25 protein-coding genes are annotated in these 26,484 nt (G+C 56.4%); 12 read left to right on the top strand and 13 right to left on the bottom strand.

The genetic code is table 11. The annotated features are described in order from the left end of the window. The first annotated feature begins 1 nt into the window (after nt 1). The 7 genes from murG (at nt 2) to lpxC (ending at nt 7,913) form a co-directional block, all read left to right on the top strand. Nucleotides 2-1,066: an undecaprenyldiphospho-muramoylpentapeptide beta-N-acetylglucosaminyltransferase gene (murG, locus tag ABFX35_RS21170; RefSeq protein ID WP_346082798.1), complete on the top strand. Its 1,065-nt coding sequence runs from the start codon at nt 2-4 to the stop codon at nt 1,064-1,066. A gap of 82 nt (nt 1,067-1,148) precedes the next feature. Continuing rightward, entirely contained in the window at nt 1,149-2,624 is a 1,476-nt protein-coding gene (gene murC / locus ABFX35_RS21165; RefSeq protein WP_279027352.1) for a UDP-N-acetylmuramate--L-alanine ligase, read from the top strand. Beyond that, nucleotides 2,617-3,537, top strand: coding sequence for a D-alanine--D-alanine ligase (locus ABFX35_RS21160; RefSeq protein WP_279027351.1), 921 nt, complete (start codon nt 2,617-2,619; stop codon nt 3,535-3,537). The genes murC and ABFX35_RS21160 overlap by 8 nt, the downstream gene beginning before the upstream one ends. A gap of 1 nt (nt 3,538) precedes the next feature. Continuing rightward, nucleotides 3,539-4,408, top strand: coding sequence for a cell division protein FtsQ (gene ftsQ / locus ABFX35_RS21155; RefSeq protein WP_095845983.1), 870 nt, complete (start codon nt 3,539-3,541; stop codon nt 4,406-4,408). Beyond that, the gene (gene ftsA / locus ABFX35_RS21150; protein ID WP_095845982.1) at nt 4,405-5,661 is read left to right on the top strand and encodes a cell division protein FtsA; all 1,257 of its coding nucleotides are present in this window, start codon (nt 4,405-4,407) and stop codon (nt 5,659-5,661) included. Before ftsQ ends, ftsA begins: the two co-directional genes overlap by 4 nt. 76 nt (nt 5,662-5,737) lie before the next feature. Then, a complete protein-coding gene (ftsZ, locus tag ABFX35_RS21145; protein WP_279027347.1) occupies nt 5,738-6,892 on the top strand; it encodes a cell division protein FtsZ in 1,155 nt (384 codons plus the stop codon). A 103-nt stretch (nt 6,893-6,995) separates the two neighbouring features. Continuing rightward, complete coding sequence (lpxC, locus tag ABFX35_RS21140) at nt 6,996-7,913, top strand: UDP-3-O-acyl-N-acetylglucosamine deacetylase (protein WP_095845980.1); 918 nt, start codon at nt 6,996-6,998, stop codon at nt 7,911-7,913. Between the two features lie 20 nt (nt 7,914-7,933). Here the strand turns inward: lpxC and ABFX35_RS21135 are convergent, their stop codons facing one another. Beyond that, complete coding sequence (locus ABFX35_RS21135; protein WP_279027345.1) at nt 7,934-8,461, bottom strand: DUF721 domain-containing protein; 528 nt, start codon at nt 8,459-8,461, stop codon at nt 7,934-7,936. 26 nt (nt 8,462-8,487) lie between these two features. Between ABFX35_RS21135 and secM the strand changes: the two genes are divergently transcribed. The 3 genes from secM (at nt 8,488) to mutT (ending at nt 12,359) form a co-directional block, all read left to right on the top strand. Further along, nucleotides 8,488-9,021, top strand: a complete 534-nt coding sequence (secM, locus tag ABFX35_RS21130) for a secA translation cis-regulator SecM (RefSeq protein WP_279027344.1) — start codon at nt 8,488-8,490, stop codon at nt 9,019-9,021. Between the two features lie 90 nt (nt 9,022-9,111). Beyond that, nucleotides 9,112-11,823, top strand: a complete 2,712-nt coding sequence (secA, locus tag ABFX35_RS21125; RefSeq protein WP_346082795.1) for a preprotein translocase subunit SecA — start codon at nt 9,112-9,114, stop codon at nt 11,821-11,823. A gap of 131 nt (nt 11,824-11,954) precedes the next feature. After that, the gene (gene mutT / locus ABFX35_RS21120) at nt 11,955-12,359 is read left to right on the top strand and encodes an 8-oxo-dGTP diphosphatase MutT (protein WP_346082793.1); all 405 of its coding nucleotides are present in this window, start codon (nt 11,955-11,957) and stop codon (nt 12,357-12,359) included. Nucleotides 12,360-12,407: 48 nt separating this feature from the next. Here the strand turns inward: mutT and yacG are convergent, their stop codons facing one another. Genes yacG through coaE form a run of 3 tightly spaced genes read right to left on the bottom strand, consistent with a single transcriptional unit; the run spans nt 12,408 to nt 14,023 of the window. After that, nucleotides 12,408-12,599, bottom strand: a complete 192-nt coding sequence (gene yacG, locus ABFX35_RS21115) for a DNA gyrase inhibitor YacG (RefSeq protein ID WP_279028202.1) — start codon at nt 12,597-12,599, stop codon at nt 12,408-12,410. Nucleotides 12,600-12,650: 51 nt separating this feature from the next. After that, nucleotides 12,651-13,403, bottom strand: a complete 753-nt coding sequence (gene zapD, locus ABFX35_RS21110) for a cell division protein ZapD (RefSeq protein WP_095845975.1) — start codon at nt 13,401-13,403, stop codon at nt 12,651-12,653. After that, nucleotides 13,400-14,023 (bottom strand): dephospho-CoA kinase, encoded by a 624-nt coding sequence (gene coaE, locus ABFX35_RS21105; RefSeq protein ID WP_346082792.1) that lies wholly within the window; start codon nt 14,021-14,023, stop codon nt 13,400-13,402. Before coaE ends, zapD begins: the two co-directional genes overlap by 4 nt. Nucleotides 14,024-14,360: 337 nt before the next feature. Between coaE and ABFX35_RS21100 the strand changes: the two genes are divergently transcribed. After that, entirely contained in the window at nt 14,361-15,404 is a 1,044-nt protein-coding gene (locus ABFX35_RS21100; RefSeq protein ID WP_346082790.1) for a GMP reductase, read from the top strand. A gap of 46 nt (nt 15,405-15,450) precedes the next feature. Here ABFX35_RS21100 and hofC read toward each other — a convergent pair whose 3' ends face one another. The 8 genes from hofC to nadC form a co-directional block, all read right to left on the bottom strand. Continuing rightward, entirely contained in the window at nt 15,451-16,650 is a 1,200-nt protein-coding gene (gene hofC / locus ABFX35_RS21095; protein ID WP_346082789.1) for a protein transport protein HofC, read from the bottom strand. Further along, on the bottom strand, nt 16,650-18,074 hold the full coding sequence (gspE, locus tag ABFX35_RS21090; protein ID WP_423783685.1) for a type II secretion system protein GspE: 1,425 nt from the start codon (nt 18,072-18,074) through the stop codon (nt 16,650-16,652). Before gspE ends, hofC begins: the two co-directional genes overlap by 1 nt. A gap of 5 nt (nt 18,075-18,079) precedes the next feature. Then, nucleotides 18,080-18,520, bottom strand: a complete 441-nt coding sequence (gene ppdD / locus ABFX35_RS21085) for a prepilin peptidase-dependent pilin (protein ID WP_279028193.1) — start codon at nt 18,518-18,520, stop codon at nt 18,080-18,082. A 261-nt stretch (nt 18,521-18,781) separates the two neighbouring features. Next, nucleotides 18,782-19,357 carry a GNAT family N-acetyltransferase gene (locus ABFX35_RS21080; RefSeq protein ID WP_279028190.1) on the bottom strand — a complete coding sequence of 192 codons (576 nt, stop codon included), beginning with the start codon at nt 19,355-19,357 and terminating at the stop codon, nt 18,782-18,784. A gap of 2 nt (nt 19,358-19,359) precedes the next feature. Next, complete coding sequence (locus ABFX35_RS21075) at nt 19,360-20,172, bottom strand: sulfite exporter TauE/SafE family protein (RefSeq protein WP_279028187.1); 813 nt, start codon at nt 20,170-20,172, stop codon at nt 19,360-19,362. 11 nt (nt 20,173-20,183) lie between these two features. Further along, nucleotides 20,184-21,098, bottom strand: coding sequence for a TauD/TfdA family dioxygenase (locus ABFX35_RS21070; protein WP_346082787.1), 915 nt, complete (start codon nt 21,096-21,098; stop codon nt 20,184-20,186). A gap of 369 nt (nt 21,099-21,467) precedes the next feature. Next, nucleotides 21,468-22,829 (bottom strand): esterase-like activity of phytase family protein, encoded by a 1,362-nt coding sequence (locus ABFX35_RS21065; RefSeq protein ID WP_279028182.1) that lies wholly within the window; start codon nt 22,827-22,829, stop codon nt 21,468-21,470. A 151-nt stretch (nt 22,830-22,980) separates the two neighbouring features. Continuing rightward, on the bottom strand, nt 22,981-23,880 hold the full coding sequence (nadC, locus tag ABFX35_RS21060; RefSeq protein ID WP_346082785.1) for a carboxylating nicotinate-nucleotide diphosphorylase: 900 nt from the start codon (nt 23,878-23,880) through the stop codon (nt 22,981-22,983). 275 nt (nt 23,881-24,155) lie between these two features. Here nadC and ampE point away from each other — a divergent pair, with 275 nt between their 5' ends. Continuing rightward, the gene (gene ampE, locus ABFX35_RS21055; protein ID WP_121525335.1) at nt 24,156-25,010 is read left to right on the top strand and encodes a beta-lactamase regulator AmpE; all 855 of its coding nucleotides are present in this window, start codon (nt 24,156-24,158) and stop codon (nt 25,008-25,010) included. Between the two features lie 42 nt (nt 25,011-25,052). Here ampE and hemL read toward each other — a convergent pair whose 3' ends face one another. Beyond that, nucleotides 25,053-26,342 carry a glutamate-1-semialdehyde 2,1-aminomutase gene (gene hemL / locus ABFX35_RS21050; RefSeq protein WP_346082784.1) on the bottom strand — a complete coding sequence of 430 codons (1,290 nt, stop codon included), beginning with the start codon at nt 26,340-26,342 and terminating at the stop codon, nt 25,053-25,055. Nucleotides 26,343-26,484 lie beyond the last annotated feature (142 nt).

Raw genomic sequence — 26,484 nt, 5'->3', positions numbered from 1 at the left:
CATGAGCGGGAAACCCAAGCGTTTAATGGTGATGGCAGGCGGCACGGGCGGGCATGTGTTCCCGGGGCTGGCGGTTGCGCATCACCTGATGGCGCAAGGCTGGCAGGTGCGCTGGCTCGGTACCGCGGACCGTATGGAAGCCGATTTAGTGCCAAAACACGGAATCGCAATTGATTTCATCCGTATTTCAGGCCTGCGCGGTAAAGGGCTGATGGCCCAGTTGGCGGCGCCGGTGCGCATTTGGCGCGCGGTGCGCCAGGCTATCCTGATCATGCGCAGCTACCAGCCGGATGTGGTGCTGGGGATGGGGGGCTACGTTTCCGGCCCGGGCGGCCTGGCGGCCTGGCTGTGCGGCATCCCGGTGGTGCTGCACGAACAGAACGGGATTGCCGGGCTGACCAACCGCTGGCTGGCGCGCATCGCCAAAACGGTATTGCAGGCGTTTCCCGGCGCGTTCCCGCACGCCGACGTGGTCGGCAACCCGGTGCGTACCGACGTGTTGGCGCTGCCGTTGCCGAACCAACGCCTTAAAGGGCGTGAAGGGCCAATCCGCGTGCTGGTCATTGGCGGCAGCCAGGGCGCACGCGTGTTGAATCAGACAGTTCCTGAAGTCGCCGCGCGTTTGGGCGATAGAATTACGCTCTGGCATCAAGTGGGCAAAGGCGCCCTGGAAAGCGTGCTGGCGGCCTACGAAAAAGCCGGGCAGACGCAACACAAGGTCACCGAGTTTATCGATGACATGGCCGGCGCCTATGCCTGGGCGGATGTGGTTGTCTGCCGTTCCGGCGCGCTGACCGTCAGTGAGGTGGCTGCGGCCGGGTTGCCGGCGATTTTCGTGCCGTTCCAGCACAAGGATCGCCAGCAATACTGGAATGCCCGCCCGCTGGAAGAAGCCGGGGCGGCGAAAATTATCGAACAGCCGCAGTTTAATGCCGATGCGGTTGCAGAACTGCTGGCAAGCTGGGACCGCCCGGCGCTGCTGGCGATGGCTGAAAAAGCGCGCGCCGTGGCGATCCCGGATGCGACCGATCGCGTGGCGGCCGAACTGATCGATGCGGCCAGGTAATAATGCATGGGCCCGGTTTGCCGGGCGCATAGTGAAGAACAGGTAATGGGGGGCGGTTCGCCGCTCCTGGATAGAGAAAGTGATGAATACACAACAACTGGCGAAACTACGTACTATCGTGCCCGAGATGCGTCGCGTCCGGCACATTCACTTTGTCGGCATCGGTGGTGCCGGTATGGGTGGTATCGCCGAAGTGTTGGCAAATGAAGGCTATCAGATTAGCGGCTCCGACCTGGCGCCCAATCCGGTAACCCAGCAGTTGAGTGAACTGGGGGCGACGATCTATTTCCATCACCGCCCGGAGAACGTTCAGGACGCTAGCGTGGTGGTGGTTTCCACGGCGATCCCGGCGGACAACCCGGAAATTGTCGCCGCCCGCGAGGCGCGTATTCCGGTTATCCGCCGCGCCGAAATGCTGGCCGAGCTGATGCGTTTCCGCCATGGCATTGCCATCGCCGGGACGCACGGCAAAACCACCACCACGGCGATGGTATCAAGCATTTATGCCGAGGCCGGGCTGGACCCGACCTTTGTCAACGGTGGCCTGGTGAAGGCCGCGGGCACTCATGCGCGCCTGGGCTCCAGCCGTTACCTGATTGCGGAAGCGGATGAGAGCGACGCGTCGTTCCTGCATTTGCAGCCGATGGTGGCGATTGTCACCAACATTGAAGCCGACCATATGGATACCTACCAGGGCGACTTCGAGAATTTGAAGCAGACGTTCATTAACTTTCTGCACAACCTGCCGTTCTACGGCCGTGCGGTGATGTGCGTGGACGATCCGGTGGTGCGCGAACTCCTGCCACGCGTGGGGCGTCATATCACCACCTACGGCTTTAGCGAAGATGCTGATGTGCGGGTGGAAGGCTACCGGCAAATTGGGCCGCAGGGGCACTTTACCCTGAGCCGCCAGGATAAGCCGTTGTTGACGGTGACGCTGAATGCGCCGGGCCGCCATAACGCGCTGAACGCCGCCGCTGCGGTGGCGGTGGCTACTGAAGAAGGGATCGACGACGACGATATCCTGCGTGCGCTGGCGGGCTTCCAGGGCACCGGGCGCCGCTTCGATTTCCTCGGCGAGTATCCGCTGGCGTTGGTGAATGGCCAACCGGGCAACGCGATGCTGGTGGATGATTATGGCCACCACCCGACCGAAGTTGACGCGACGATCAAAGCGGCGCGCGCCGGCTGGCCGGAAAAACGGCTGGTAATGATTTTCCAGCCGCACCGTTACACGCGTACGCGCGATCTGTACGACGATTTCGCTAACGTGCTGTCGCAGGTGGATGTGTTGCTGATGCTGGATGTGTATCCGGCGGGCGAAGCCCCGATCCCGGGCGCCGACAGCCGCTCGCTGTGCCGCACCATCCGCAACCGCGGCAAGCTGGATCCGATTTTGGTTTCCGACGCGGCGACCGTGCCGGAAACGCTCGCGCAACTGCTGCAGGATGACGATCTGGTGTTGGTGCAGGGGGCGGGCAACGTCGGCAAAATCGCGCGTAAGCTGGCCGAGCTGAAGCTGCGGCCGATAAAAAACGAGGAGGCGAGCCATGGCTGACAAAGTGGCCGTTTTGCTGGGCGGCTCCTCCGCTGAACGCGACGTCTCGCTGCAATCCGGCGCGGCGGTGCTGGCGGGCCTGCGCGAAGCGGGTGTTGATGCCCACGGCGTCGATCCGCAGCACTTTCCGGTAACCGAGCTGAAAGCGCACGGTTTTACCAAAGTCTTTATCGCCCTGCACGGGCGCGGCGGTGAAGACGGCACCCTGCAAGGGGCGCTGGAGTTTCTCGGTCTGCCCTATACCGGCAGCGGCGTGATGGCTTCGGCACTGACGATGGATAAATGGCGCAGCAAGCTGGTATGGCAAGCGCTGGGTTTGCCCATCGCGCCGTATGTGGCGCTGCAACGCCAGGCTTTCACCGGCGCGGCCCGGGAAGCGCAGTTGGCGGCTATCACGGCGTTGGGGCTGCCGCTGATCGTGAAGCCGAACCGTGAAGGCTCCAGCGTCGGGATGAGTAAGGTGAGCGAGCCAGAGGCGTTGGAAGCGGCTTTGGCCGCGGCTTTCCAGCACGACGACGATGTGCTGGTGGAAAAATGGCTCAGCGGGCCGGAATACACCGTGGCGTTTTTGGGGGAGCAAATGCTGCCTTCGATTCGCATTCAGCCGGCCGGGGTATTTTACGATTACCAGGCCAAGTACGTTGCTGAAGATACGCAGTACTTCTGCCCAAGCGGCCTGAATGCCGAACAGGAAGCCGAACTGGCTGCCCTGTCGCAACGCGCGTACCGTGCGTTGGGCTGCAGCGGCTGGGGCCGGGTTGATGTAATGCAAGATAGCGATGGCCGCTTCTATCTGCTGGAGGTAAATACTTCGCCAGGCATGACCAGCCATAGCCTGGTGCCGATGGCGGCGCGCCAATATGGTTTGGGTTTTCCGCAGTTGGTAGCGGAAATTTTGGAATTGGCCGACTGATATGTCGCAAGCTGCCCTGAATGTGCGCGAGCGTGAGGCGGATAACAATCCACGCCGCAGCAATGGAACCCAGTTGGCCGGAATCATTTTCCTGCTGATGGTGTTAGGAACAATTTTGTGGAGTGGTTGGGCGGTGGTTGGTTGGATGAAGGACGCAAGCCGCCTGCCGCTGTCACGGTTGGTGGTGACCGGCGAACGCCATTACACCACCAACGATGATATTCGCCAGGCGATCCTGGCGCTGGGATCGCCGGGGACGTTCATGACGCAGGATGTCAACGTCATCCAGCAGCAGATTGAACGGCTGCCGTGGATTAAGCAGGCCAGCGTGCGCAAGCAGTGGCCGGATGAGCTGAAAATCCACCTGGTGGAATATGTCCCGGCGGCGCGCTGGAATGACTTGCACATGGTGGATGCCGAGGGCAAATCATTCAGCGTCCCGGCAGAACGTGTCGGCAAACAGAAATTGCCGTTGCTCTATGGTCCGGAAGGGAGCGAGCAAGACGTTCTGGAAGGCTATCGGGCCATGAGTAGCGTGTTAGCGGCCAACAGGTTTTCGCTGAAAATGGTGGCGATGAGCGCCCGCCATTCCTGGCAGTTGGCTTTGGATAACGATGTTCGGCTGGAACTGGGACGTGACGATCGCATGGGGCGTCTGCAGCGCTTTATCGGGCTGTATCCGGTATTGGTGCAGCAGGGCCAGGCAGAGGGCAAACGCGTCAGCTATGTCGATCTGCGCTATGAATCAGGCGCCTCGGTTGGCTGGTCTCCGCTGCCGCTGGATCAACAGCAGCAAACGGATGGCTCGGCGACGCGCGATCGGCAAAACAGTAATCAGCAACAGAATCAGGCACAGGCAAAACAACAATGATCAAGTCGACGGACAGAAAGCTGGTAGTTGGACTGGAGATCGGTACGGCAAAAGTCGCCGCATTGGTAGGGGAAGTTCTGCCCGATGGCATGGTCAATATTATCGGTGTGGGTAGCTGCCCGTCCCGCGGGATGGACAAGGGGGGCGTAAACGACCTGGAATCGGTAGTGAAGTGCGTACAGCGCGCGATCGATCAGGCGGAGCTGATGGCGGATTGCCAGATTTCCTCGGTTTATCTGGCGCTTTCCGGCAAGCATATCAGCTGCCAGAACGAAATCGGCATGGTGCCGATTTCCGAAGAAGAAGTAACGCTTGAAGACGTTGAGAACGTGGTTCACACCGCTAAGTCGGTACGCGTTCGCGATGAGCATCGCATCCTGCATGTGATCCCGCAGGAATATGCGATCGACTATCAGGAAGGCATCAAAAACCCGGTAGGGTTGTCTGGCGTGCGTATGCAGGCCAAGGTGCACCTGATTACCTGCCATAACGATATGGCGAAAAACATCGTTAAAGCGGTTGAACGTTGTGGTCTGAAAGTTGACCAACTTATTTTCGCCGGTCTGGCCGCCAGCTATGCGGTACTGACCGAGGATGAGCGCGAGCTTGGCGTTTGTGTTGTGGACATTGGCGGTGGCACCATGGATATGGCGGTGTACACCGGCGGCGCGTTGCGCCACACCAAAGTGATCCCTTACGCCGGCAATGTGGTCACCAGCGATATCGCCTACGCCTTCGGCACGCCGCCGACAGATGCGGAAGCGATCAAAGTTCGGCACGGTTGTGCGCTTGGATCGATTGTTAGCAAGGATGAGAGTGTAGAGGTGCCTAGCGTCGGGGGCCGCCCTCCGCGTAGTCTGCAAAGACAGACACTGGCTGAAGTGATTGAGCCGCGCTACACCGAACTGTTGAATCTGGTCAACGACGAGATTTTGCAATTGCAGGAGCAGCTACGTCAGCAGGGGGTGAAGCACCATCTGGCAGCGGGTATTGTGCTGACCGGTGGCGCCGCCCAGATTGATGGCCTGGCAGCCTGTGCGCAACGGGTGTTTCACACCCAGGTACGCATCGGCCAACCCTTGAACATCACGGGTCTGACGGATTATGCGCAGGAGCCTTACTATTCGACCGCGGTCGGGCTGCTGCACTATGGAAAAGAGTCTCACCTCAATGGCGAGACGGAAGTAGAAAAACGCGCCTCAGTGGGCAGTTGGTTTAAACGTATCAATAGCTGGCTGAGAAAAGAGTTTTAATGTTTCAACAAAGAGATCATGCTGATTCACATCTTCTTATGATCTCGCAGCGACAGGCACAAAACGGAGAGAAACTATGTTTGAACCAATGGAACTAACCAATGACGCGGTGATTAAAGTCATCGGCGTCGGCGGTGGCGGCGGCAACGCCGTTGAACACATGGTGCGCGAGCGCATCGAAGGTGTCGAATTCTTTGCCGTTAACACAGACGCTCAGGCGCTACGTAAAACGGCTGTGGGCCAAACCATCCAGATTGGTAGCGGTATTACCAAAGGGCTGGGTGCTGGCGCAAACCCCGAAGTAGGGCGTAATTCCGCGGAAGAAGACCGCGAAGCCCTGCGCTCTGCGCTGGAAGGCGCGGACATGGTCTTTATCGCAGCCGGCATGGGCGGCGGCACCGGTACCGGCGCTGCGCCAGTGGTAGCCGAAGTGGCGAAAGATCTGGGTATTCTGACAGTGGCCGTGGTTACCAAGCCTTTCAACTTCGAAGGCAAGAAACGCATGGCGTTCGCTGAGCAGGGTATCGCTGAGCTGTCCAAACACGTGGACTCCCTGATCACCATCCCGAACGACAAGCTGTTGAAAGTTCTGGGCCGTGGCATCTCTCTGCTGGACGCGTTCGGCGCGGCCAACGACGTGCTGAAAGGCGCGGTGCAGGGCATTGCCGAACTGATCACCCGTCCGGGCCTGATGAACGTCGACTTTGCCGACGTGCGCACCGTGATGTCCGAAATGGGCTACGCGATGATGGGTTCCGGCGTAGCCTGTGGCGAAGATCGTGCGGAAGAAGCGGCAGAAATGGCCATCTCCAGCCCGCTGCTGGAAGATATCGATCTGTCTGGCGCGCGCGGCGTGCTGGTTAACATTACGGCTGGCTTCGATCTGCGTCTGGACGAATTCGAAACCGTGGGTAACACCATCCGTGCATTCGCTTCCGACAATGCGACCGTGGTTATCGGTACCTCTCTGGATCCAGAGATGAACGACGAACTGCGCGTTACCGTTGTGGCGACCGGCATCGGCATGGACAAACGTCCTGAAATTACCCTGGTGACCAACAAACAGACCAGCCAGCCGGTAATGGATCATCGTTACCAGCAGCACGGTATGTCGCCGCTGCAACAGGAAGTGAAGCCTGCTGCCAAAGTGGTTAACGATCAGAACGCGCAGCCAAACAAAGAGCCTGATTATCTGGATATTCCTGCGTTCCTGCGTAAGCAGGCGGATTAAGAATATCCTGAGAATTTGGTATCTCCGCTCTTTGTGCTAAAATGTCCCACCGGCCATGATGTATCATTGGCCGGTAGGATGAATAACATTGCGAGATAACACGATGATCAAACAAAGGACATTAAAACGTATTGTTCAGGCGACGGGTGTCGGTTTGCATACCGGCAAGAAAGTCACGCTGACAATGCGCCCAGCGCCGGCGAATACCGGGGTCATCTATCGTCGCACTGACTTGAATCCACCGGTTGATTTCCCGGCTGATGCAAAATCCGTGCGAGATACCATGCTCTGTACTTGCCTGGTGAATGAGCATGATGTGCGTATTTCTACCGTTGAGCATCTGAATGCGGCCCTGGCCGGGTTGGGCATTGACAACATCATTGTTGAAGTTGACGCCGCCGAAATCCCGATCATGGACGGCAGCGCTAGCCCATTCGTTTTCCTGCTGTTAGACGCAGGTATCGAAGAACTGAGCTCAGCGAAGAAATTCTTGCGCATTAAAGATACCGTGCGTGTAGAAGATGGCGACAAATGGGCAGAGCTGTCCCCACATAACGGGTTCCGCCTCGACTTCACCATCGACTTCAACCACCCGGCGATCGATGCCAGCTCACAACGTTATCGTCTGGATTTTTCCGCCGATTCGTTCGTGCGCCAGATCAGCCGTGCGCGTACCTTCGGTTTCATGCGTGACATCGAGTACCTGCAGTCGCGTGGTTTGGCGTTGGGCGGCAGCTTCGACTGCGCCATCGTGGTGGATGACTACCGCGTGCTGAACGAAGACGGCCTGCGCTTTGAAGACGAATTCGTTCGCCACAAAATGCTCGACGCCATCGGCGATCTGTTCATGTGCGGCCACAACATTATTGGTTCGTTCACCGCATATAAGTCTGGCCATGCGCTGAACAACAAACTGTTGCAGGCAGTGCTGGCAAAACAGGAAGCCTGGGAATACGTTACGTTCCAGGACGAAGCCGAAATGCCGCTGGCATTCAAGGCACCGTCGACCGTTTTGGCATAAGCTTGGCCTGATATCGCTGATTATTGATCGCGACTGGTAGTTTTGGCACTCTCTCCGGCCAACGCTGCCAGTCGCTCCAACGTTTTGCGCAATTTTTCCGGGCTGCGGCTCGCTAATCCCCTCAACTGTTCCGCACTTTCCTGGCTCAAATGCCGCAACGGCGCAGCCGGCTTTTCGTCGCCTGGTTTTTTCTTCGCCGCATCGGCCTGTTGATTATTGCCTTTTGCCATCAGCGCGGGATTAATCCTGATGTCGATCGACGACAATGATGGTAGAATTTGCCCCCGTAGTGCAGATAATAAATTAGGCTGTTCGTAGCGCAGGCGCATCATCCAGCTGGCATTTGCCGTTTCTAGCACTAAAATACCCTGTCTGAAGTTTGCGACACGGCACCAGGGGTGCAGCTGGGCTGGCAATAGCCCCTTCACTGCCCGGTTGAGTTTCAGCAGCGCGATAGCGCGTTGTTGAACATCGTGTAGCGGCCCTTTGTTCGCTGCGGACGCCTCAGTAAACAGGAAATCTAATAATTGTGGACGGCTATCGCGCATGATGAGCTCCGGCGGATTATAAACTCGTGATCGGTATTCTAAATCGTTGGCGACAATTTGGCAGACGTTATTTTTGGCCTCATCTCCTGCTGGGGATGGTAGCGGCCACGCTTGGCGTCCCGCAAAATTTGTCTGGCTGCCCTGAGCAGGCCGCGTTACCGAGCAATTCGTCCAGCGTTAACCGCCAGAACTCCGCCAGCGGTGCCTTTAACAGCCTGGCATTGCTGCAGGATGTGCATCGTCGCCCTACCTTTGGCGTCGACTATTGGCACCAGCATGCGCTTCGCACCGTCATTCGTCACCTTTCTTTTGCTCTGGCGCCGCAGGTTGCCTATGCGCGCGTACAGGAAGCCGAAGCGCAAGCCGATGAGCCGCTGCAGGTAGCCCAGGCCCAACTGGCGCTGCTTTCCACCCTGAATGCGCTGTTGACACATGAGCCCAAGCCGCCAACCATCGTCCGCGATACCCGCCATGCGGTGCTGCCAACCTTCGCGCAGCATCAGGCTGGCCTGTGGCTGGCGCAGGTGCAGGGGATCCGCGCCGGGCCTGCTGCGGCCTGATCATCTTTGCCCGCCCGGGCGACCCTATCCTTAATGAACAACGGTAATTGATGGCCCGTTATGGCCGTCATTAAAGAGACAGTAAACATCATGTTAGTGAAATTATTGACCAAAGTTTTTGGCAGCCGCAACGACCGTACGCTGCGCCGTATGCGTAAAGTGGTTGAGCAGATTAACCGTATGGAACCGGACATGGAAAAACTGTCCGATGAGCAGTTAAAAGCCAAGACCAGCGAGTTTCGTGAGCGCCTGAAAAAAGGCGAAGTGCTGGAGAGTCTGCTGCCGGATGCATTCGCCGTGGTGCGCGAAGCCAGTAAACGCGTGTTCGGCATGCGTCACTTCGACGTACAGCTGCTGGGCGGCATGGTGCTTAACGATCGCTGCATTGCGGAAATGCGTACCGGTGAAGGTAAAACCCTGACGGCGACCCTGCCGGCATACCTGAATGCATTGAGTGGCCGCGGTGTACACGTGGTTACCGTCAACGACTATCTGGCCCAGCGCGATGCGGAAAACAACCGCCCGCTGTTTGAATTCCTCGGTCTGACCGTGGGCATCAACCTGCCGGGTATGCCGGCGCCGGCCAAGCGTGAGGCCTATGCCGCCGATATTACCTACGGCACCAACAACGAATACGGCTTTGATTACCTGCGCGACAACATGGCGTTCAGCCCGGAAGAGCGCGTGCAGCGCCCATTGCACTATGCGCTGGTGGATGAGGTGGACTCCATCCTGATCGATGAAGCGCGTACTCCGCTGATCATCTCCGGCCCGGCTGAAGACAGCTCCGAGATGTACATCAAAGTCGACAAACTGATCCCTAAACTGATCCGCCAGGAAAAAGAAGACTCTGACACTTTCCACGGCGACGGCCACTTTTCGGTGGATGAGAAAGCTCGCCAGGTGCACCTGACCGAGCGCGGTTTGATCCTGATCGAAGAGCTGCTGGTGGGCGCCGGCATTATGGATGAAGGCGAATCGCTGTATTCCCCGGCCAATATCATGCTGATGCACCATGTTACCGCCGCATTGCGTGCTCACGTGCTGTTTACCCGCGACGTTGACTACATCGTGAAAGACGGCGAAGTCATTATCGTTGATGAGCACACCGGCCGTACCATGCAGGGCCGCCGCTGGTCTGACGGCCTGCATCAGGCGGTGGAAGCGAAGGAAGGGGTGGAAATTCAAAATGAAAACCAGACCCTGGCTTCGATCACCTTCCAGAACTATTTCCGTCTTTACGAGAAGCTGGCCGGGATGACCGGTACCGCAGACACTGAAGCGTTTGAGTTCAGCTCGATCTACAAGCTGGATACCATCGTGGTGCCGACCAACCGCCCGATGATCCGTAAAGACATGCCGGATCTGGTCTACATGACCGAGAAAGAGAAAATTGCGGCGATTATCGAAGATATTCGTGAGCGTACCGCCAAAGGCCAGCCGGTGCTGGTGGGTACTATCTCGATCGAAAAATCCGAAGTGGTTTCCCGCGAACTGGCGAAAGCCGGTATCGACCATAAAGTGCTGAACGCCAAATTCCACGCCATGGAAGCGGATATCGTGGCTCAGGCCGGCCAGTCTGGTGCGGTGACCATCGCCACCAACATGGCAGGGCGTGGTACCGATATTGTGCTGGGTGGCAGCTGGCAGACCGAGATCGCGCAGTTGGAAGCCCCCACCGAAGAGCAGATCGAAGAGATCAAGCAGGCCTGGAAAGTGCGCCATGACGCCGTATTGGCGGCAGGTGGGCTGCACATTATCGGTACCGAGCGCCACGAATCACGCCGTATCGACAACCAGCTGCGTGGCCGTTCCGGCCGTCAGGGCGATGCCGGTTCTTCTCGCTTCTACCTGTCGATGGAAGATGCCCTGATGCGTATTTTTGCCTCCGATCGCGTATCCAACATGATGCGTAAGCTGGGGATGAAAGAAGGTGAAGCGATTGAGCACCCATGGGTGACCAAGGCGATCGCCAACGCACAGCGTAAAGTAGAAAGCCGCAACTTTGACATCCGTAAACAACTGCTGGAATACGATGATGTGGCCAACGATCAGCGTCGCGCCATTTACAGCCAGCGTAATGAACTGCTGGATGTGTCCGACGTCAGTGAAACCATCAACAGCATCCGTGAAGACGTCTTCAAGGCGACGATTGATAACTACATTCCGCCGCAGTCGCTGGAAGAAATGTGGGATGTGAAAGGGTTGGAGGATCGCCTGAAGAAAGATTTCGATTTGGCACTGCCGCTTGCCGACTGGTTGGACAAAGAGCCGGAACTGCATGAAGAAACGCTGCGTGAGCGTATTCTGGATAAGGCTCGGGAAGAATATCTGCGCAAGGAAGAAGTGGTTGGCAGCGAAATGATGCGCAACTTTGAGAAGGGCGTGATGCTGCAAACCCTGGATTCGTTGTGGAAAGAGCACCTGGCGGCGATGGATTACCTGCGTCAGGGCATCCATTTGCGTGGCTACGCGCAAAAGGATCCGAAGCAGGAATATAAGCGCGAATCCTTCGCCATGTTCGCCGCGATGCTGGAATCACTGAAGTATGAAGTGATCAGCGTGCTGAGCAAGGTTCAGGTGCGGATGCCGGAAGAGGTTGAAGCCCTGGAACAGCAACGCCGCAACGAAGCGGAACGCCTGGCCCAGCAGCAACAGCTGAGCCATCAGGATGAAAATTCGCTGGCCGTTGATGAACCCAATACGCCGGCCGTCGCTGAGCGCAAGGTTGGCCGTAACGATCCTTGCCCATGCGGTTCAGGCAAAAAGTACAAGCAGTGCCACGGCCGCCTGCAGAAATAAGGCCGGCGCTGCGGTAAAAAAACGGGCGGTATCCGGCAACGGGTGCCGGCCAAACGTAAGGGGATCAGCATGCTGGTCCCCCTCTTTTTGGGGATGCTAACCGGCGCCCTGCGTTTATATCTGGAGACGCGATGAAACAGTTGAATATCGCCGTTGGCATTATCCGCAACGCCCGGCAGGAAATCTTCCTCACCCAACGTGCTGCCGATTCACATATGGCGGGCTTTTGGGAATTTCCCGGCGGCAAGATAGAAGCCGGGGAAACGCCCGAGCAGGCGTTAACGCGTGAGCTGCAGGAAGAAACCGGTATTGACGTGCAGCAGGCTACCCCGCTGGAAGTGATTGAGCACCGTTTTGACGATAGGATCGTGACGCTGTATTTCTATCTGGTAGAGCAGTGGCGCGGTGAGCCGTATGGCCGGGAAGGGCAACCGATGCGCTGGGCCAGGCAGGCCGATTTGCAGGCGGCTGATTTCCCGCCGGCTAACGCCAGGATTATTCAACTGCTGGTGGCGCAGGCTAACCCGGCAGTGTGATCTGTGCCAGCCTGGCGTTAGCGCGCCAGGCCATTTCCTGTAGACAGCCTACTCCTTGTCTTCTTCGCTCCACTCTTCGCTTTCCGTCAGATCGCTCTGGCTGGGTATCCGCTTTTCTTCCGCCGCCCATTCGCCAAGATCGATGAGCTGGCAGCGTTTGCTGCAGAACGGGCGAAAGGGGCTGACTTCTCCCCAGACCACGCCTTTACCACAGGTTGGGCACTTTACTACGGTCGTCATTACTTTTCCTTACCCCCACAGCTTGGCGAGGGCGTATTTTTTTCTGATAAATTAACAACAGGCCAGGGCAAACGTCAGCCGTTCCGCAACTTTGCCATGTTCGCTGTCCAGCGGCAGGAAGCGGATGGCATAGCGTGTTTTATGGCCGGAAATTTGTGGGTAGAGCTGATATTCCAGGTTGATACGCAGGCGCAGCAGATCGGCCCCTTCGGCATTGTCCTGGAAAAAGCCATTCAGGCTGATCTGGTTTTGGAACTGGCCGGATTTACGGATCAGATCCAACACCATCGACAGGGAATGGCTGAGCGGCTGCAGCGTTTCCAGCCAGGCGCTGACGTCATGATCGCGCTGGTGCTGCGGAATATGCATCCACATATGCAGCGTGGGCAAATCGAAACTGCAGCAGCCGCCGGGGATGCTCAGGCGCTGGCGCACCAAGGCAATCAGGCGATCCTCGCGCAAAGCCTGCCCCAGCCGCGGGGCAGCCATCAGTGATGACGCGCACTGTTTGAGTTGGTCACGCAGTTGGTTGACCAGGGTCATGTCCACGCCCGGCACGTCTGCCCATTGCAGCAGTTTTTGCTGTTGGCGTTCCAGCTCTTTGAGCAGTTCGGTACGTACTTCGCCGCGCTCTAGCACATCCAACAGATCGGCGACGGCGCGGAAAAACGTCAGGGCAATGGCGGTACTGTCCAATGCCTGCTGCTGGTACAACTGCTGTAAAAGAAACTCAATGCGCAGCCAGGTGCGCATTTTTTCATTCAGCGGGTGTTCAAAAAGAACAGTAGGGGAAACATCGCTCATTCGGTGTAATCCTGTTGGGGCGCTGATGCCGCCAATTCTAGATAGCGTTGATGTAATAGTGCGACAGCGGGTTCAATATCCCGCAGGTTGCCGCTGTTATCAATGACGTCGTCGGCCACTGCCAGGCGTTGGTGGCGCGAGGCCTGGGCCGACAAGATATTGAGCGCCTGCTCGCGGCTGCTGCCGTCGCGGGCCATGGTTCTGGCCAGTTGCGTTTCGCGATCGGCATCGACCACCAGCACCCGGTCGGCGCGCGTGTGCAGATCGTTTTCCACCAGCAGCGGCACCACCCACAAGGCATAGGGGTTGCTGACCAGGGCCAACTGACGCTGTGTTTCCTGATGGATCAGCGGATGGAGGTGCTGATTCAGCCAGGCTTTTTCCGCCGGGTGGTTGAAAATAAGTTGGCGCAGCCTGGCGCGGTCAAGTGAACCGTCCGCCTGTAATATTTCATTACCAAAATGCGCGGCGATTGCCGCCAGCGCAGGGGTGCCCGGCTCGACGATCTGGCGGGCGATCACGTCGGCATCGACGATGGTGGCGCCAAAGCGCGCAAAAGCGTTGGCGACGGTGGTTTTGCCGCTGCCGATACCGCCTGTTAACGCAACAATGTAGGCCATGGTTTAGGCGCACCCTGAGTTCACGAAAAGAATAGAGGAATCATAAAGCGCTGGCGCAGAAGTGCAAGCCGGTAGCAACGCGGGCCGCATTTGCCGTTAGGCGTGACGAACCAACCTGAAAGGAGGTCCGGTGCTGGATCGTACTGGTAGACTGCGATGATTGTAGCGCACATTCGGGCACAATCGCAGTCTTGCCGCGTGATTATTCGCGCGTATGATAGTTTTACTGGAACTGGCATCAACGGGCTGCCGCTGCTGGCCGCACATCGGCTCATGCAGCGTTGTAACCCATTTGTCCTATCGCGCACCGTCGCCATTAACCAGGAAATCATTCGCCATGCGTATTGAGGAAGATTTGAAGCTGGGCTTTAAGGATGTGTTGATCCGCCCAAAACGCTCTACGCTGAAAAGCCGTTCTGAGGTTGAGCTGGAACGTCAGTTTACCTTTAAACATTCCGGCAGCAGTTGGTCTGGCGTGCCGATCATCGCCGCCAATATGGATACCGTGGGTACGTTTCGCATGGCCGAGGCGTTGGCCGCGTTTGATGTCCTCACCGCCGTGCATAAACATTATAGCGTGGCGCAGTGGGAGGCATTTATCCAGCGGGTGCCGGAATCGGTTTTGCGCCATGTCATGGTATCAACCGGCACTTCTGCGGCTGATTTTACCAAGTTAACGCAGATCCTGGCGCTTTCCCCGGCGCTGAAATTCATTTGTATTGACGTTGCCAATGGCTATTCCGAACATTTCGTCAATTTCCTGCAGAAAGCGCGTGAAGCCTGCCCGAACAGCGTTATCTGCGCGGGCAATGTGGTCACGGGGGAAATGGTGGAAGAACTGTTGTTGTCTGGTGCGGATATCGTCAAAGTGGGGATCGGCCCCGGCTCGGTCTGCACCACGCGGGTGAAAACCGGCGTCGGTTATCCGCAGCTTTCCGCGGTGATCGAATGCGCCGACGCGGCGCACGGCCTTAGCGGGCAGATCGTCAGTGATGGCGGTTGCTCGGTGCCTGGCGATGTGGCGAAGGCGTTTGGCGGCGGTGCCGATTTTGTGATGTTGGGTGGTATGCTGGCCGGGCATGACGAATGTGAAGGCACCATCGTGGAAGAAAATGGCGAGCAGTTCATGCTGTTTTACGGTATGAGCTCGGCTTCCGCGATGGAGCGCCACGTCGGCGGCGTGGCGGAATACCGCGCGGCGGAAGGCAAAACCGTCAAGCTGCCCCTGCGGGGGGAAGTGGCGCTGACCGTGCGCGATATTCTGGGGGGCCTGCGTTCCGCCTGCACCTACGTGGGGGCGAGCCGTTTGAAAGAGCTGACCAAACGCACCACCTTTATTCGCGTGACGGAGCAGGAAAACCGCGTCTTTACCAACCGGTAATCGGCGCGTGGTTTAAGCGGAACCCCGTACTATTGCGGGGCTGCGCCTAGCTTAGGATGTTCCCCATTTGGAAGATGGGTAAATACATGGCGATCACCAGGGAGCCGACGATAGCGCCGACCACCAGCATCAGCATCGGCTCCAGCGTTTGCGCCAGGGTATCGGCCAATTCATGTGTTTGCTGTTCATGCCATTGAGCCAGTTTGCCCAGCAGGGTATCCAGCGAGCCAGATTCTTCCCCAACCCGCACCAGTTGCTGGCATAGCGGCGGAAACAGCGCCTGTTGTGCCAGCGCATGGTGGAAGGTTGATCCCTGTGCCAACTGCTGTTGGATTGCGCTAAGCGCCTGGCGAAAGAACAGGTTGCTCATGCTCACCGCTGCCGCCTCCAGACCTTCGACCAGCGTTAACCCGGCGAGCTGGGTCATGTGCAAGATATGGAAAATCTGGCTGAGGCAGCCGCCGCTCACCAATCGGGAAACCAGCGGCAGCCGCAGCAAAGCCCGCTGCTCACGCTGCCGCCAGTGCGGCAACGGGCGCAGCTTACGCAGATAGAACAAGATCAGCAGGGCCGCCGATATTGCCAGATAAGGGCCAACGTGGATCAGCAGCGTGGAAAGGTTTAATAGCCACTGGGTGAAGCTGGGGAGCGGGGCATTGAATGATTGATATACCTTGGCGAATTCAGGTAACACCATGGTCAGCATCAGAATACTGACCAGCATGGCCACGGCACAGATAAATAGCGGGTAACGCAGGGCCTTGGCGACCTTCTTGTGCAATTTTTGTTGTTGCTCTTGCTGTTGGGCAAGCTTGACGCAGCAGCCGTCCAAATTGCCGGTTAACTCGCCGATGGCAATCAGCTTTGAGTAGAGTACCGGAAAAACATGTGGATAGTGGGCGAGCGCGGCGGAAAACGCGTGCCCCTGAGCGACCTGCTCGGCAATGCCGCGCAGCAGGCAGCGCCAGGCCGGCGAGGGGTGCTCGCGCGCCAGCAGTTGCAGCCCGTGGATCAGCGGCAGGCCAGCCTGCAGCAGCGTGGCCAACTGGCGGGTGAACTGAATCAGCGGCTCACCGCGCCAGTGGCGCGTAAAGATCCACTTGCCGCTGGCGATTCGGTATGGCTGTAGCCCCTGATCGATCAACTGTCGGCAGACATGCTGCTTGCTGATTTGCAGCGTTTCGCCCTGGCACAGTTCCCCATGGCGATCAATTGCCTGCCACAGGAATAGGCGTTGCTTCTCCATCAGCGCGTTTCCGCGCCAGCGGTGACACCGAGTACCCGATACACTTCTTCCAGCGACGTGATGCCCTGTGCCGCCTGTCCCAGCCCGGCCTGCAACAAGGTTTTTTGCCCTTGCCGCTGGGCAATCTGCGCCAACTGCCCGGCGGTGGCATTTTGTATCAGGCCCTCTTGCACTTCCGGGGTTATCGCCAGCAGTTCGTAAATGCCGATCCGGCCGTAATAGCCGCTAAAGCAATGTTCGCAGCCTTCGGCACGCCATGGCGTCAGCGGTTCTGGCCACAGGGCGGTGGGGAAAGCGGCCGTCTCGCTTAGCGGATAACGGCAATGGTGGCACAGGCGGCGCAACAGGCGCTGGGCGATCACCAGCTTCAGGCAGGCGGCGAGCAGGTAGCCCGGTATCGCCATCTGCGCCAGGCGCGCCAATGTTTCGCTGGTGGAGTTGGTGTGCAACGTTGAGAGCACCAGATGGCCGGTTTGCGCGGCTTTCACTGCGATCTCGGCCGTTTCCCTGTCGCGGATCTCGCCGATCATGATCACGTCAGGATCCTGGCGCAGCAGGGCGCGCAGTACGCGGGAGAAACCCAGCTCGGCTTTGCTGTTGATCTGCGTTTGGTTGATGCCGAATACCGGGATCTCTACCGGATCCTCCACGCTGCACAGGTTGGTTTGGCTGTCGTTAAGCTGCCGCAGGCCGCTGTAAAGCGTAACGGTTTTACCGCTGCCGGTGGGCCCGGTCACCAGGATCAACCCCTGTGGATGGCCCAGCGCGTTGGCATACAGGTTTAATGCCTCCTGGCTCATGCCGAGCTGGGCCAGCGGCAGTTCCTGGCGTTCGCTCTGCAGGATCCGCAGGACGATCTTTTCACCGTGCAACGTGGGCAGGGTGGCGATACGCATTGAGTAGCGGGTGTTGTCCAACTGCACGCTGAGTTGGCCATCCTGGGGCAGGCGGCGTTCGGCAATATCCAGCCGCCCCATGATCTTCAAACGTGCCGCAATGCGTGCGGCCATTGGGAACGGCGGGGAAGGGACGGTTTGCAGCACACCGTCGATGCGCAAGCGTATCCGCAGCATTTGCGGATAGGGCTCAAAGTGGATGTCGGACGCCCGGCGTTGAATGGCGGCGCGCAGCGTCTGGTTGATGAACTGCACCACTGGGGCTTCGCTGTCTTCGTCCAGTGAGGGAACGTCCTGCGCCTGCGTTTCCTGCTCGTCCTGCTGCTGGCGTGTATTTTGCGCCTGCTCCAGGCGCGCCGCCGCCCATTGCTGCACGTTAATCTGCTTACCGGTGGCGAAGCGCAACGCATCCAGAAGATCGGTTGGGATCGCCTGGTGCACGGCAATGGTGAGCTGCTGTTCGTCTTCGCTAACGGCAAGCGCTTGATAGCGCTGGCAGAGTGTATGGATTTCATTGCTGATTGCCATGGCGATCACCCCGCCGCATCATCAAAGCGGAACACGCTCAGGCAGCTTTCCTGCAATGCGCTGTTTTCACTGCTGCAGCGGCGCGTCCAGCGCGTCAGGCCGGTGCTGTCTTGCACCGGGTTCAGCATCACCGTCAGGCTTTGCAGCGTTTGGCTGCCGGTCAGGGTAATGATGCCCTGGCTGACGGCGATATTGCTGACGTAACGTGATGTCGTGGCGTTAGGGATCCCCTGGCTGCCGGTGTTGCAACCGCTGGCGGTGCCGCCATTTTCCAGCAGGCATAGCTCCACCGCCATTTTGTAAGGCACCATCGCCTGCAGCATATCGGTCAGCGACGCCTTTTGCAGATAGCGTTGATAAGCGGGAATGCCGATGGCGCTCAGGATGGCGATGATGGCGATCACCACCATTAACTCGATCAGGGTAAAGCCGCGTTGCGTTTCCATATGCCACATTCTCCATTGTGATGTGAAGAGCAACATAATGCGCTTTCCCGTGGGGGGCGAGGGGCTTTGGGCAACAGTGCGTGCGGCTACGGTAGCAATGGCTTACCGTTGCATAGGGTTAGATAAAAGTGCGTTATGCTCCGCAATATTGCTTACAACTGGACGGGGTGTGAAAAACGATTTTGTGCGTCAGCCGTCAGCCGTCAGCCGTCAGCCGTCAGCCGTCGGCAGGCCCTGAATTATTTTCAGGGCCTGACTGACTCACTCTAACGTTGGTAATGCCATCATATGGTATTTATTGCCATTAAAATTGAAGAATCCTACATCCTCGAATTTGTTACGAGTATGGAAGGCATAAGAGCGGGGATTGAGTACGTTGACAAATGTGACAATGACCGGAAAACGTGCGGCGAAAACCTGACGTTGATGAGCCAGTAGTAATTCACCAATACCACAACTACGATACTCTTCTGCAATACAAATAGGGCCATATTGATAGGAAGTTTCTGCATCCAGTTTTACGCCCTGATGTGTGAATTCCTTCAGTATACCGGCCATATAATCGAACATTGGCCATGGCTGGAGAAACTGCCATGACGCACCTAAAAGCAGTCCGACGACTTTGTTGCTATTACTATCGATTGCAATTACAACTCCGTGCTCACGCTCGCATAAATCGCTAAGTTGATGCTCAGTCATATCTGTGGTTACAAAACCATTTGCCCGTTGTTCACCCTCAAGGTTCTTGGCATGATAGCGTTCCAGTAGTTTTTTAACTTCCGGTATGTCTTTTTTTTCAGCCAGTCGGACATTGATTTTTTCGTGTTTGATTGTCATGCTTAGAACCCTATAAAATATTTTACGGAAAGAGTCAACATCATTGCTCCTACTGATACAAATAGAACCTTTCGGATTATTTCTCCGTTCGTTCTGATAGCATGTATACTGCCGATATGGTTTCCCAGAAGACTTGCTACAATCATGGGGATGCCAATGACGTAAGCCATTTTCCCTGCGATCGCAAAAGCAACAAATGCACCGATATTGGAAGAAAAGTTGAAAATTTTACTTGTTGCTGAGGCCTGCAATAACCCGAATTTATTTATTACTGTCAGCGCGATAATGAAAAGACTCCCTGTGCCTGGCCCAAAAAAACCGTCATAAAAACCGACAATAAAACAAACTACAAAGATTGCTAAGAAATTTGTTTTCGCCTCGTTTTCAGTTGACTCCTTTATTTTTCCTTTCACTGTGGCTGATATTAATCCGATGGGTAGTAAACCCACAATAACCAGTGACAAGGTTTCAGCAGGAAGCAATAGAATAACTTTAGCTCCGACATATGCACCTGCTAGCGCTGAAATAAGCCCAGCCGGTATTACTGACCAGATGACAGATTTATTTTTAACGAAGTTTTTAATAGCTGCAATAGTACCTATTGTACTTACAAGCTTTTCCTGACCCAGTGCCAGTTGTGGCGGTAATCCAGTCAGAATAAATGCAGGTATCAGGATTAACCCAGCGCCTCCAGCGATAGCATCTATGTACCCTGCTATAAAGGAGGCTACCACTAACAACAATATGCCAACAACAAGATATTGGGCAATAATACTACCCTCAATAAATATTGAGTTATTAAATAAATGAAACATTTTTAATACCGTTACAATGTACGTAAGTGGTGGAGACAATTTTTGGGATCGAGAAGTTGTGTTTCAGGTGGACGTATCTTCATTCCAAAAACACGAAGCAGCCATCGGTCAGTACCATCAAATCGTGGTGCAAAAGCATTGCGTGTATGCATGGTTCTTTGATTAAGGAATGTGACTGCGTGACCGGGTTCCAATGGTACATCAAACCAAAGTTCACGCTCAAGAGTAATAAATCTCATTCTTTCCAGCGCGGCCTCAGCTTCTAGCGTCATACCCGTTATGTTGTGCCAATCAAAGCGGGAGTACCAGATACCATCTTTGTTTACAATAACTGGAACGCCTTCAATAGAAGAGGCATTTACGAAGCTTGCTGGCCTTCTTACTGTAAATAGAGGTTTTGTGAGTATGTTAATTATATCATCGGAAAGCATGGATATAATATGGTCAAGTTTCAGCAGGCTAGTATTGACGCCAGGCTCTTTCCGTAAACACAGCAAAGTTAATGTATCCGGACAACCACCGAATACCTTTGAAGGAGTTTCACCACAAATATGAAGATCTGGATTATCAACATGAGGGTAAAAATCGTACTTTGCTCCCTGAGAACTGACCTGATCTTCTGACTGTATCATAGGACAAACGTGACGAATCAAATGTCCGTCATTTTCACCCTGATAAACTACTGGCCATAAACCAGCTTCAAAATGTGCAGATAGATATGCACCATGTAACTCAGAGTTTTTTGATTCAACATAGTCCGCATCGGTTGGATGGATGGGGGTTTTTGTAAGCTTTACGGTATCAAACTGCGGCAATTTCCATATAATATAACATTCCTCATCCAATTCTCTTCTGAATTCATCTATTGGAAATGGAAGTACTCTGTGGCATTCATCCGCGTTAGTGAGTATTAGTCCATTCTTCATGTAACAGCCCTTGTCTTAAATCTTCCATATATTTTTTATTTCCACAAATGACGTTCATTCGTACGCATAGCATTTCAACTTTATGAAGAGAAATAAAGTTAATACTCATCCCTTGTTCCTTTCAGGAAATGCACGTTTTAATTTATACCCTACAGGTTGCAGGATTATCAAGGGAGTTCCTTTAAAACCACAGCAAAATATAATATCGGGTGTCGACATAAAACATATACTCAAAGAAACATAAAAATTTCTTAAGTTTAAGAGTTTATCACTGATAGATGCGGTAAATGCGATATGTCAATATGAATAATATTCAATTATGGCATATGCCTTGTAGTGTCCCCCTAAACGTTCGCGTTCAGTGCCCGGTTATGGCAAAGGGGACGGCAGTGTAATCAACCACAGTTCGTTGTCAGCCTCCGGTTTTTGCAACGGCACCACTTCCAGCGTGGTGTTGGTGGCAGTACCGTCCCGCATCAGTTTACCGTCGGGGCCGGTTTGGTAATCGCCAACCTTGTCTTTTGCTTTCACCGGGGATTTCAACGTGGAACGCAGGCCGAAATCGTTATCGTTGATGACCGCCAGCGTGTGTTTATCAACCATTGCCAGGCCTTCAACCTTTTCCTGTTGCCAACCCAGTTTACGCAGATCAACCAGTTCGCGTTTTTGCGCCAGGCGAATGCCGCGTTTGGCCAACTGTTCGCTATCGTCAAATTCCGGTGCTTTGCCGTTCGCATCAAAGGGGGTCAGATCGGTGGCCTGGCTCATGTCCACCAGATAGATGCGGTTCTGCATGTGCTTATCTTTGTCTGCGCCTTGCTCCACCAGCAGGATGCGTTGATTATCCAGCGCGACGATATCGCCGATTTTGGCGTCTTTGGCCTTTTTATAGCTGTCAATATTGATGGGGTAACCCACCATCTGGCTGGCGCCGGTTTCCGGGTTGAACATCACCAGGCGGGTGAACTGCGCTTTGTTCTTACTTTTTCCGTTGATATCCAGCGTGCTTTGCACTGCCATCACCAGGGTGCCGTTTGGCAACCGGGTCAGCCCTTCAAAGCCGCGGTTGGGCTGGCGCCATTTAATAATGGCCGGCAGACCGGTCGCGACGGACTGCTCGGCGCCGCTGGGCGTTGGGCCAAATTTTTTCAGGATTTTCCCTTGCGCATCAATATGGATCAGGAACGGGCCATACTCGTCGCACAGCCAGAAACCGCCGTTGCCATCGGACGTGATCCCTTCGGTATCCAGGCCGCGTTGGCTGGTGCTCAGGGGAAGTAAAGCATCGTTCAACGCCACTTCATTGGTGGAGCCGATGAAATTCTCCGGCAGCGGCAGGCCATTTATCGGGCCTTGTTCATCGTGCAACGGGCGCGGGTTGACGGCCTGCGCCGCCTTGGCGCTGACTTTGATATCCATAATTAACGGGGTGTAGCCGGGGTTGGCGAAGATTTTGGCTTCTTTATCGCCCACCGGCGGCGCATCGGCATTGGGGCCGCGATCGGTCAGCGTGGTGAACAACAGATCGTCGCCCTGTTTCCCCATAAAATAGAGGCCAGACCCGATGCCTACCGGCAGGCCATGGGGAAAGTGACTGGCGAATTTCCCTTGATAAGCCACGCGTTCCCCGGCGGGAAACGTCACCACATAGCGGGTGGTTTTTTCACCTTCCGCCAGGGCGTTTAAAGATATCAATCCGGTGAGTAATAGCGGTAATAGCTTATATTTCATCGTATTACACTCTTGTGTGCCCTGCCGGCAAGGCGGAAGGCGTGTGCGTTTCTGATTAAGAAGACAGCAGCTTAAATAACCGGTGTGTCATTTACATGACGGCCGCCATGCAGAATGACGGCCGCACGGGGGCGGACTAGGGAAGAAATGGTCAATGGGGCGCGTCGAAGCGCAGCGACAGATCGAGCGCGGTCACGTTCTTGGTCAACGCCCCGACGGAAATATAGTCAATGCCGGTTTGCGCATATGCGCGCAGCGTGTCACGGGTGACGTTGCCGGAAACTTCCAATTGAGAACGGCCCTGGGCCAGCGTGACGGCCTCGCGCATCATGGCAATGCTGAAATTGTCCAGCATCACGATATCCGCGCCGGCATCAAGCGCCTGCTGCAGCTCATCCAACGATTCGACCTCGACTTCTACCGGCACATCGGCATGCAGCCAGAAGGCTTGTTCAACGGCCTTTTTTATCGAACCGGCGGCGATAATGTGGTTTTCCTTGATCAGGAACGCATCGGAAAGCCCCAGGCGGTGATTGCCGCCGCCGCCGCACAGCACGGCATATTTCAGCGCGGTGCGCAGCCCCGGCAGCGTTTTGCGCGTATCCAGCAGGCGGGTTTGGGTGCCTTCCAGCAGTGCGACGTAGCGGCTCACTTCCGTGGCTACGCCAGACAGCGTTTGGATGAAGTTCAACGCCGTGCGTTCGCCGGTCAGCAACGTGCGCGCCGGGCCGCTCAATTGGCACAGCGGCTGATTCGGCACCAGCGTATCGCCGTCGGCAACCAGCCAGTTGGTTTTGACCTTATTGCCCAACTGAATGAAGACCTCATTCAGCCAGCGTTGCCCGCAGAACACGCCGGCTTCCCGGGTGATCAGGGTGGCGCTGGCCTGCTTGTCTGCGGGCAGTAATTGCGCGGTGATATCGCGATCGGCATCCACTTCGCCGCCCAGATCTTCACGCAGGGCCTGGGCAACGGCGTAGGGGATATCGCTTTCAATGCGTTCGAGCAGCTCGGCGCGGCGGCTGTCGGCACTGTAACGGCGTGTCGGCATAGGAAACTCCGAAATGGGCGGTAAGGGGATTGTGGAACATGCTACTCTGTTGCCAGGGCAAGTACCACTCATGCCTTAACCGTTTCTTTTGATAGCGGATTGCTGTGGCGGCTCATCATTTCGGCAACGTTATTATCCGGTAGGCAACCTTACCGGATCCTGTCGATCAGGGGGCTGGCCTGTTATTGGATGGGCATTGATATGCGTATCTCTGGAATCATGCGATAAATCCCGCTGCGCAACGCCGGGAGTACATAAAAGGAGAGGGCTGGCTCATGACGCTGTTTACGTTGTTACTGGTTCTGGCATGGGAACGTTTGTTCAAGCTGGGTGACCATTGGCAGTTGGATCATCGGATTGCCGGGGTGTTCCAGCGGCTGCGCCGATTTTCACTGCCGCAGACGCTGGCGCTGGTTATTGTCTGGATGGCCGTGGTATGGGCGATTCTGGGGATCAGCCACGGCCTGTTTTTTGGCGTGGTGACGTTGCTGTTATGGATTGTGATTGGCCTACTGTGCATTGGCGCCGGGATTATTCGCAAACACTATCGCGCCTATCTGAAGGCGGCCAGGCAGGGCGATGCCGACGCCTGCGCCCAGATGTCGGAAGAATTGGCGTTGATTCACGGCTTGCCGGTCGATTACAGCGAGGAAGAACGGCTGCGGGAACTGCAAAACGCCTTGCTGTGGATTAACTACCGCTATTATCTTGCCCCGTTGTTCTGGTTGGTGGTCGGCGGGCCGTATGGGCCGATTGCGCTGGCAGGCTATGCGTTCCTGCGCGCTTACCAAACCTGGCTGGCGCGCCACCATACCCCGTTGCAGCGTTCACAGTCGGGCATCGACTGGCTGCTGCACTGGGTTGATTGGATCCCGGTGCGCCTGGCTAGCCTGGCGTATGCGATGTTTGGCCACGGCGAGAAAGCCTTGCCGGCGTGGTTTGCTTCGTTGGGGGATTTTCGCACCTCGCAATACCAGGTACTGACTTCGCTAGCGCAGTTTTCGTTAGCGCGTGAGCCCCATGGCGATGCAGTGCAGACCCCACGGGCCGCGGTGACGCTGGCGCGTAAAGTGACGATGATTATTGTGGTTGTGGTTGCGATATTAACGATCTACGGGGCGCTGACCTAAGCCGAAGCGGGGCCGCGTGACTGCGGCCCCGCTATGCGGTGATTACAGTTGGCTAAAGCAGCGGCGTGCGGCATCAATGGTGCGTTGAATATCCTCTTTGCTGTGCGCCACAGACATAAACCCGGCTTCGAAGGCGGAAGGCGCCAGATAGACGCCTTCATCCAACATCAGGTGGAAGAAGCGTTTGAAACGCTCAACGTCACACTGCATCACGTCCTGGTAGCAGGTAATGGCTTCGGCATCGCTAAAGAACAGCCCGAACATGCCGCCAACGCGGTTGACGACCAGCGGAATATTCTCTTCGCGCGCGGCGTCCAACAGCCCCTGCGCCAGCATTTCCGTCAGTTCGGTCAAGGTTTGGTGCACGCCGGGCTGCGCCACTTCATTCAGGCAGGCGTAGCCGGCGGCCATGGCGATAGGGTTGCCGGAAAGGGTGCCGGCCTGATAAACCGGCCCGGTTGGCGCCAGCGCCGCGATCACCTCGCGGCGGCCGCCGAATGCCCCCACCGGCATGCCGCCGCCGATGATTTTGCCCAGGCAGGTCAGATCCGGCACCACGTCATAGTAAGCCTGGGCGCCGGCCAGCGCCACGCGAAAACCGGTCATGACTTCATCGATAATCAACAGCGCCCCGAACTCATCGCACAGCGCGCGCAGGCCCGGCAGGAAGCCCGGCAGCGGCGGCACGCAGTTCATGTTGCCGGCCACCGGCTCAACGATGATACAGGCGATATCAGCAGGGTACTGTTCGAATGCGCTGCGTACCGAATCCAGATCGTTATAGCTGCAGGTCAGGGTATGTTTGGCGAAGTCTGCCGGCACCCCTGGTGAATTCGGCTGCCCAAGGGTCAGGGCGCCGGAGCCGGCTTTAACCAGCAGGCAGTCGGCATGGCCGTGGTAGCAGCCTTCAAACTTGATGATTTTATCGCGGCCGGTATAGCCGCGCGCCAGGCGGATGGCGCTCATGGTGGCTTCAGTCCCAGAGTTGACCATGCGCACCATGTCCATGGTTGGCACCAGTTCGGTCACCAGCGCCGCCATTTTCACTTCCATTTCGGTCGGTGCGCCGAAGCTCAGGCCGCGTTCGGCCGCTTCGATAACGGCATTGCGAATGGCCGGGTGGTTGTGGCCTAGCACCATCGGGCCCCAGGAGCCGACGTAATCAATATAGGCTTTACCATCGGCATCATAGAGATAAGCGCCGTCAGCCCGCTCAATGAACAGCGGCACCCCGCCGACGCCGGTGAATGCACGCACCGGGGAGTTAACCCCGCCGGGGATTAACTGCTGCGCCTGGGCGTACAGACTTTCGGACTTGCTGTGTAAGCTCATAAATCGGCTCCTGGATTCTCAATAAATGGTTCGACGCAGGCTATTCTAGAGAAGTGCGCGCCGTTATGAAACGGTTAACCGGGGCAGGGCATGCCGGCATCGGCGCCATTTTTCGTCGGCTTTGCGGGCGAATGGTTTAAAA

Source organism: Gibbsiella dentisursi (genome assembly GCF_039539505.1).
Lineage (GTDB): Bacteria > Pseudomonadota > Gammaproteobacteria > Enterobacterales > Enterobacteriaceae > Gibbsiella > Gibbsiella quercinecans.
The sequence above is the reverse complement of the archived record's forward strand: the minus strand, read 5'-3'. Positions and strand labels throughout refer to the sequence as shown.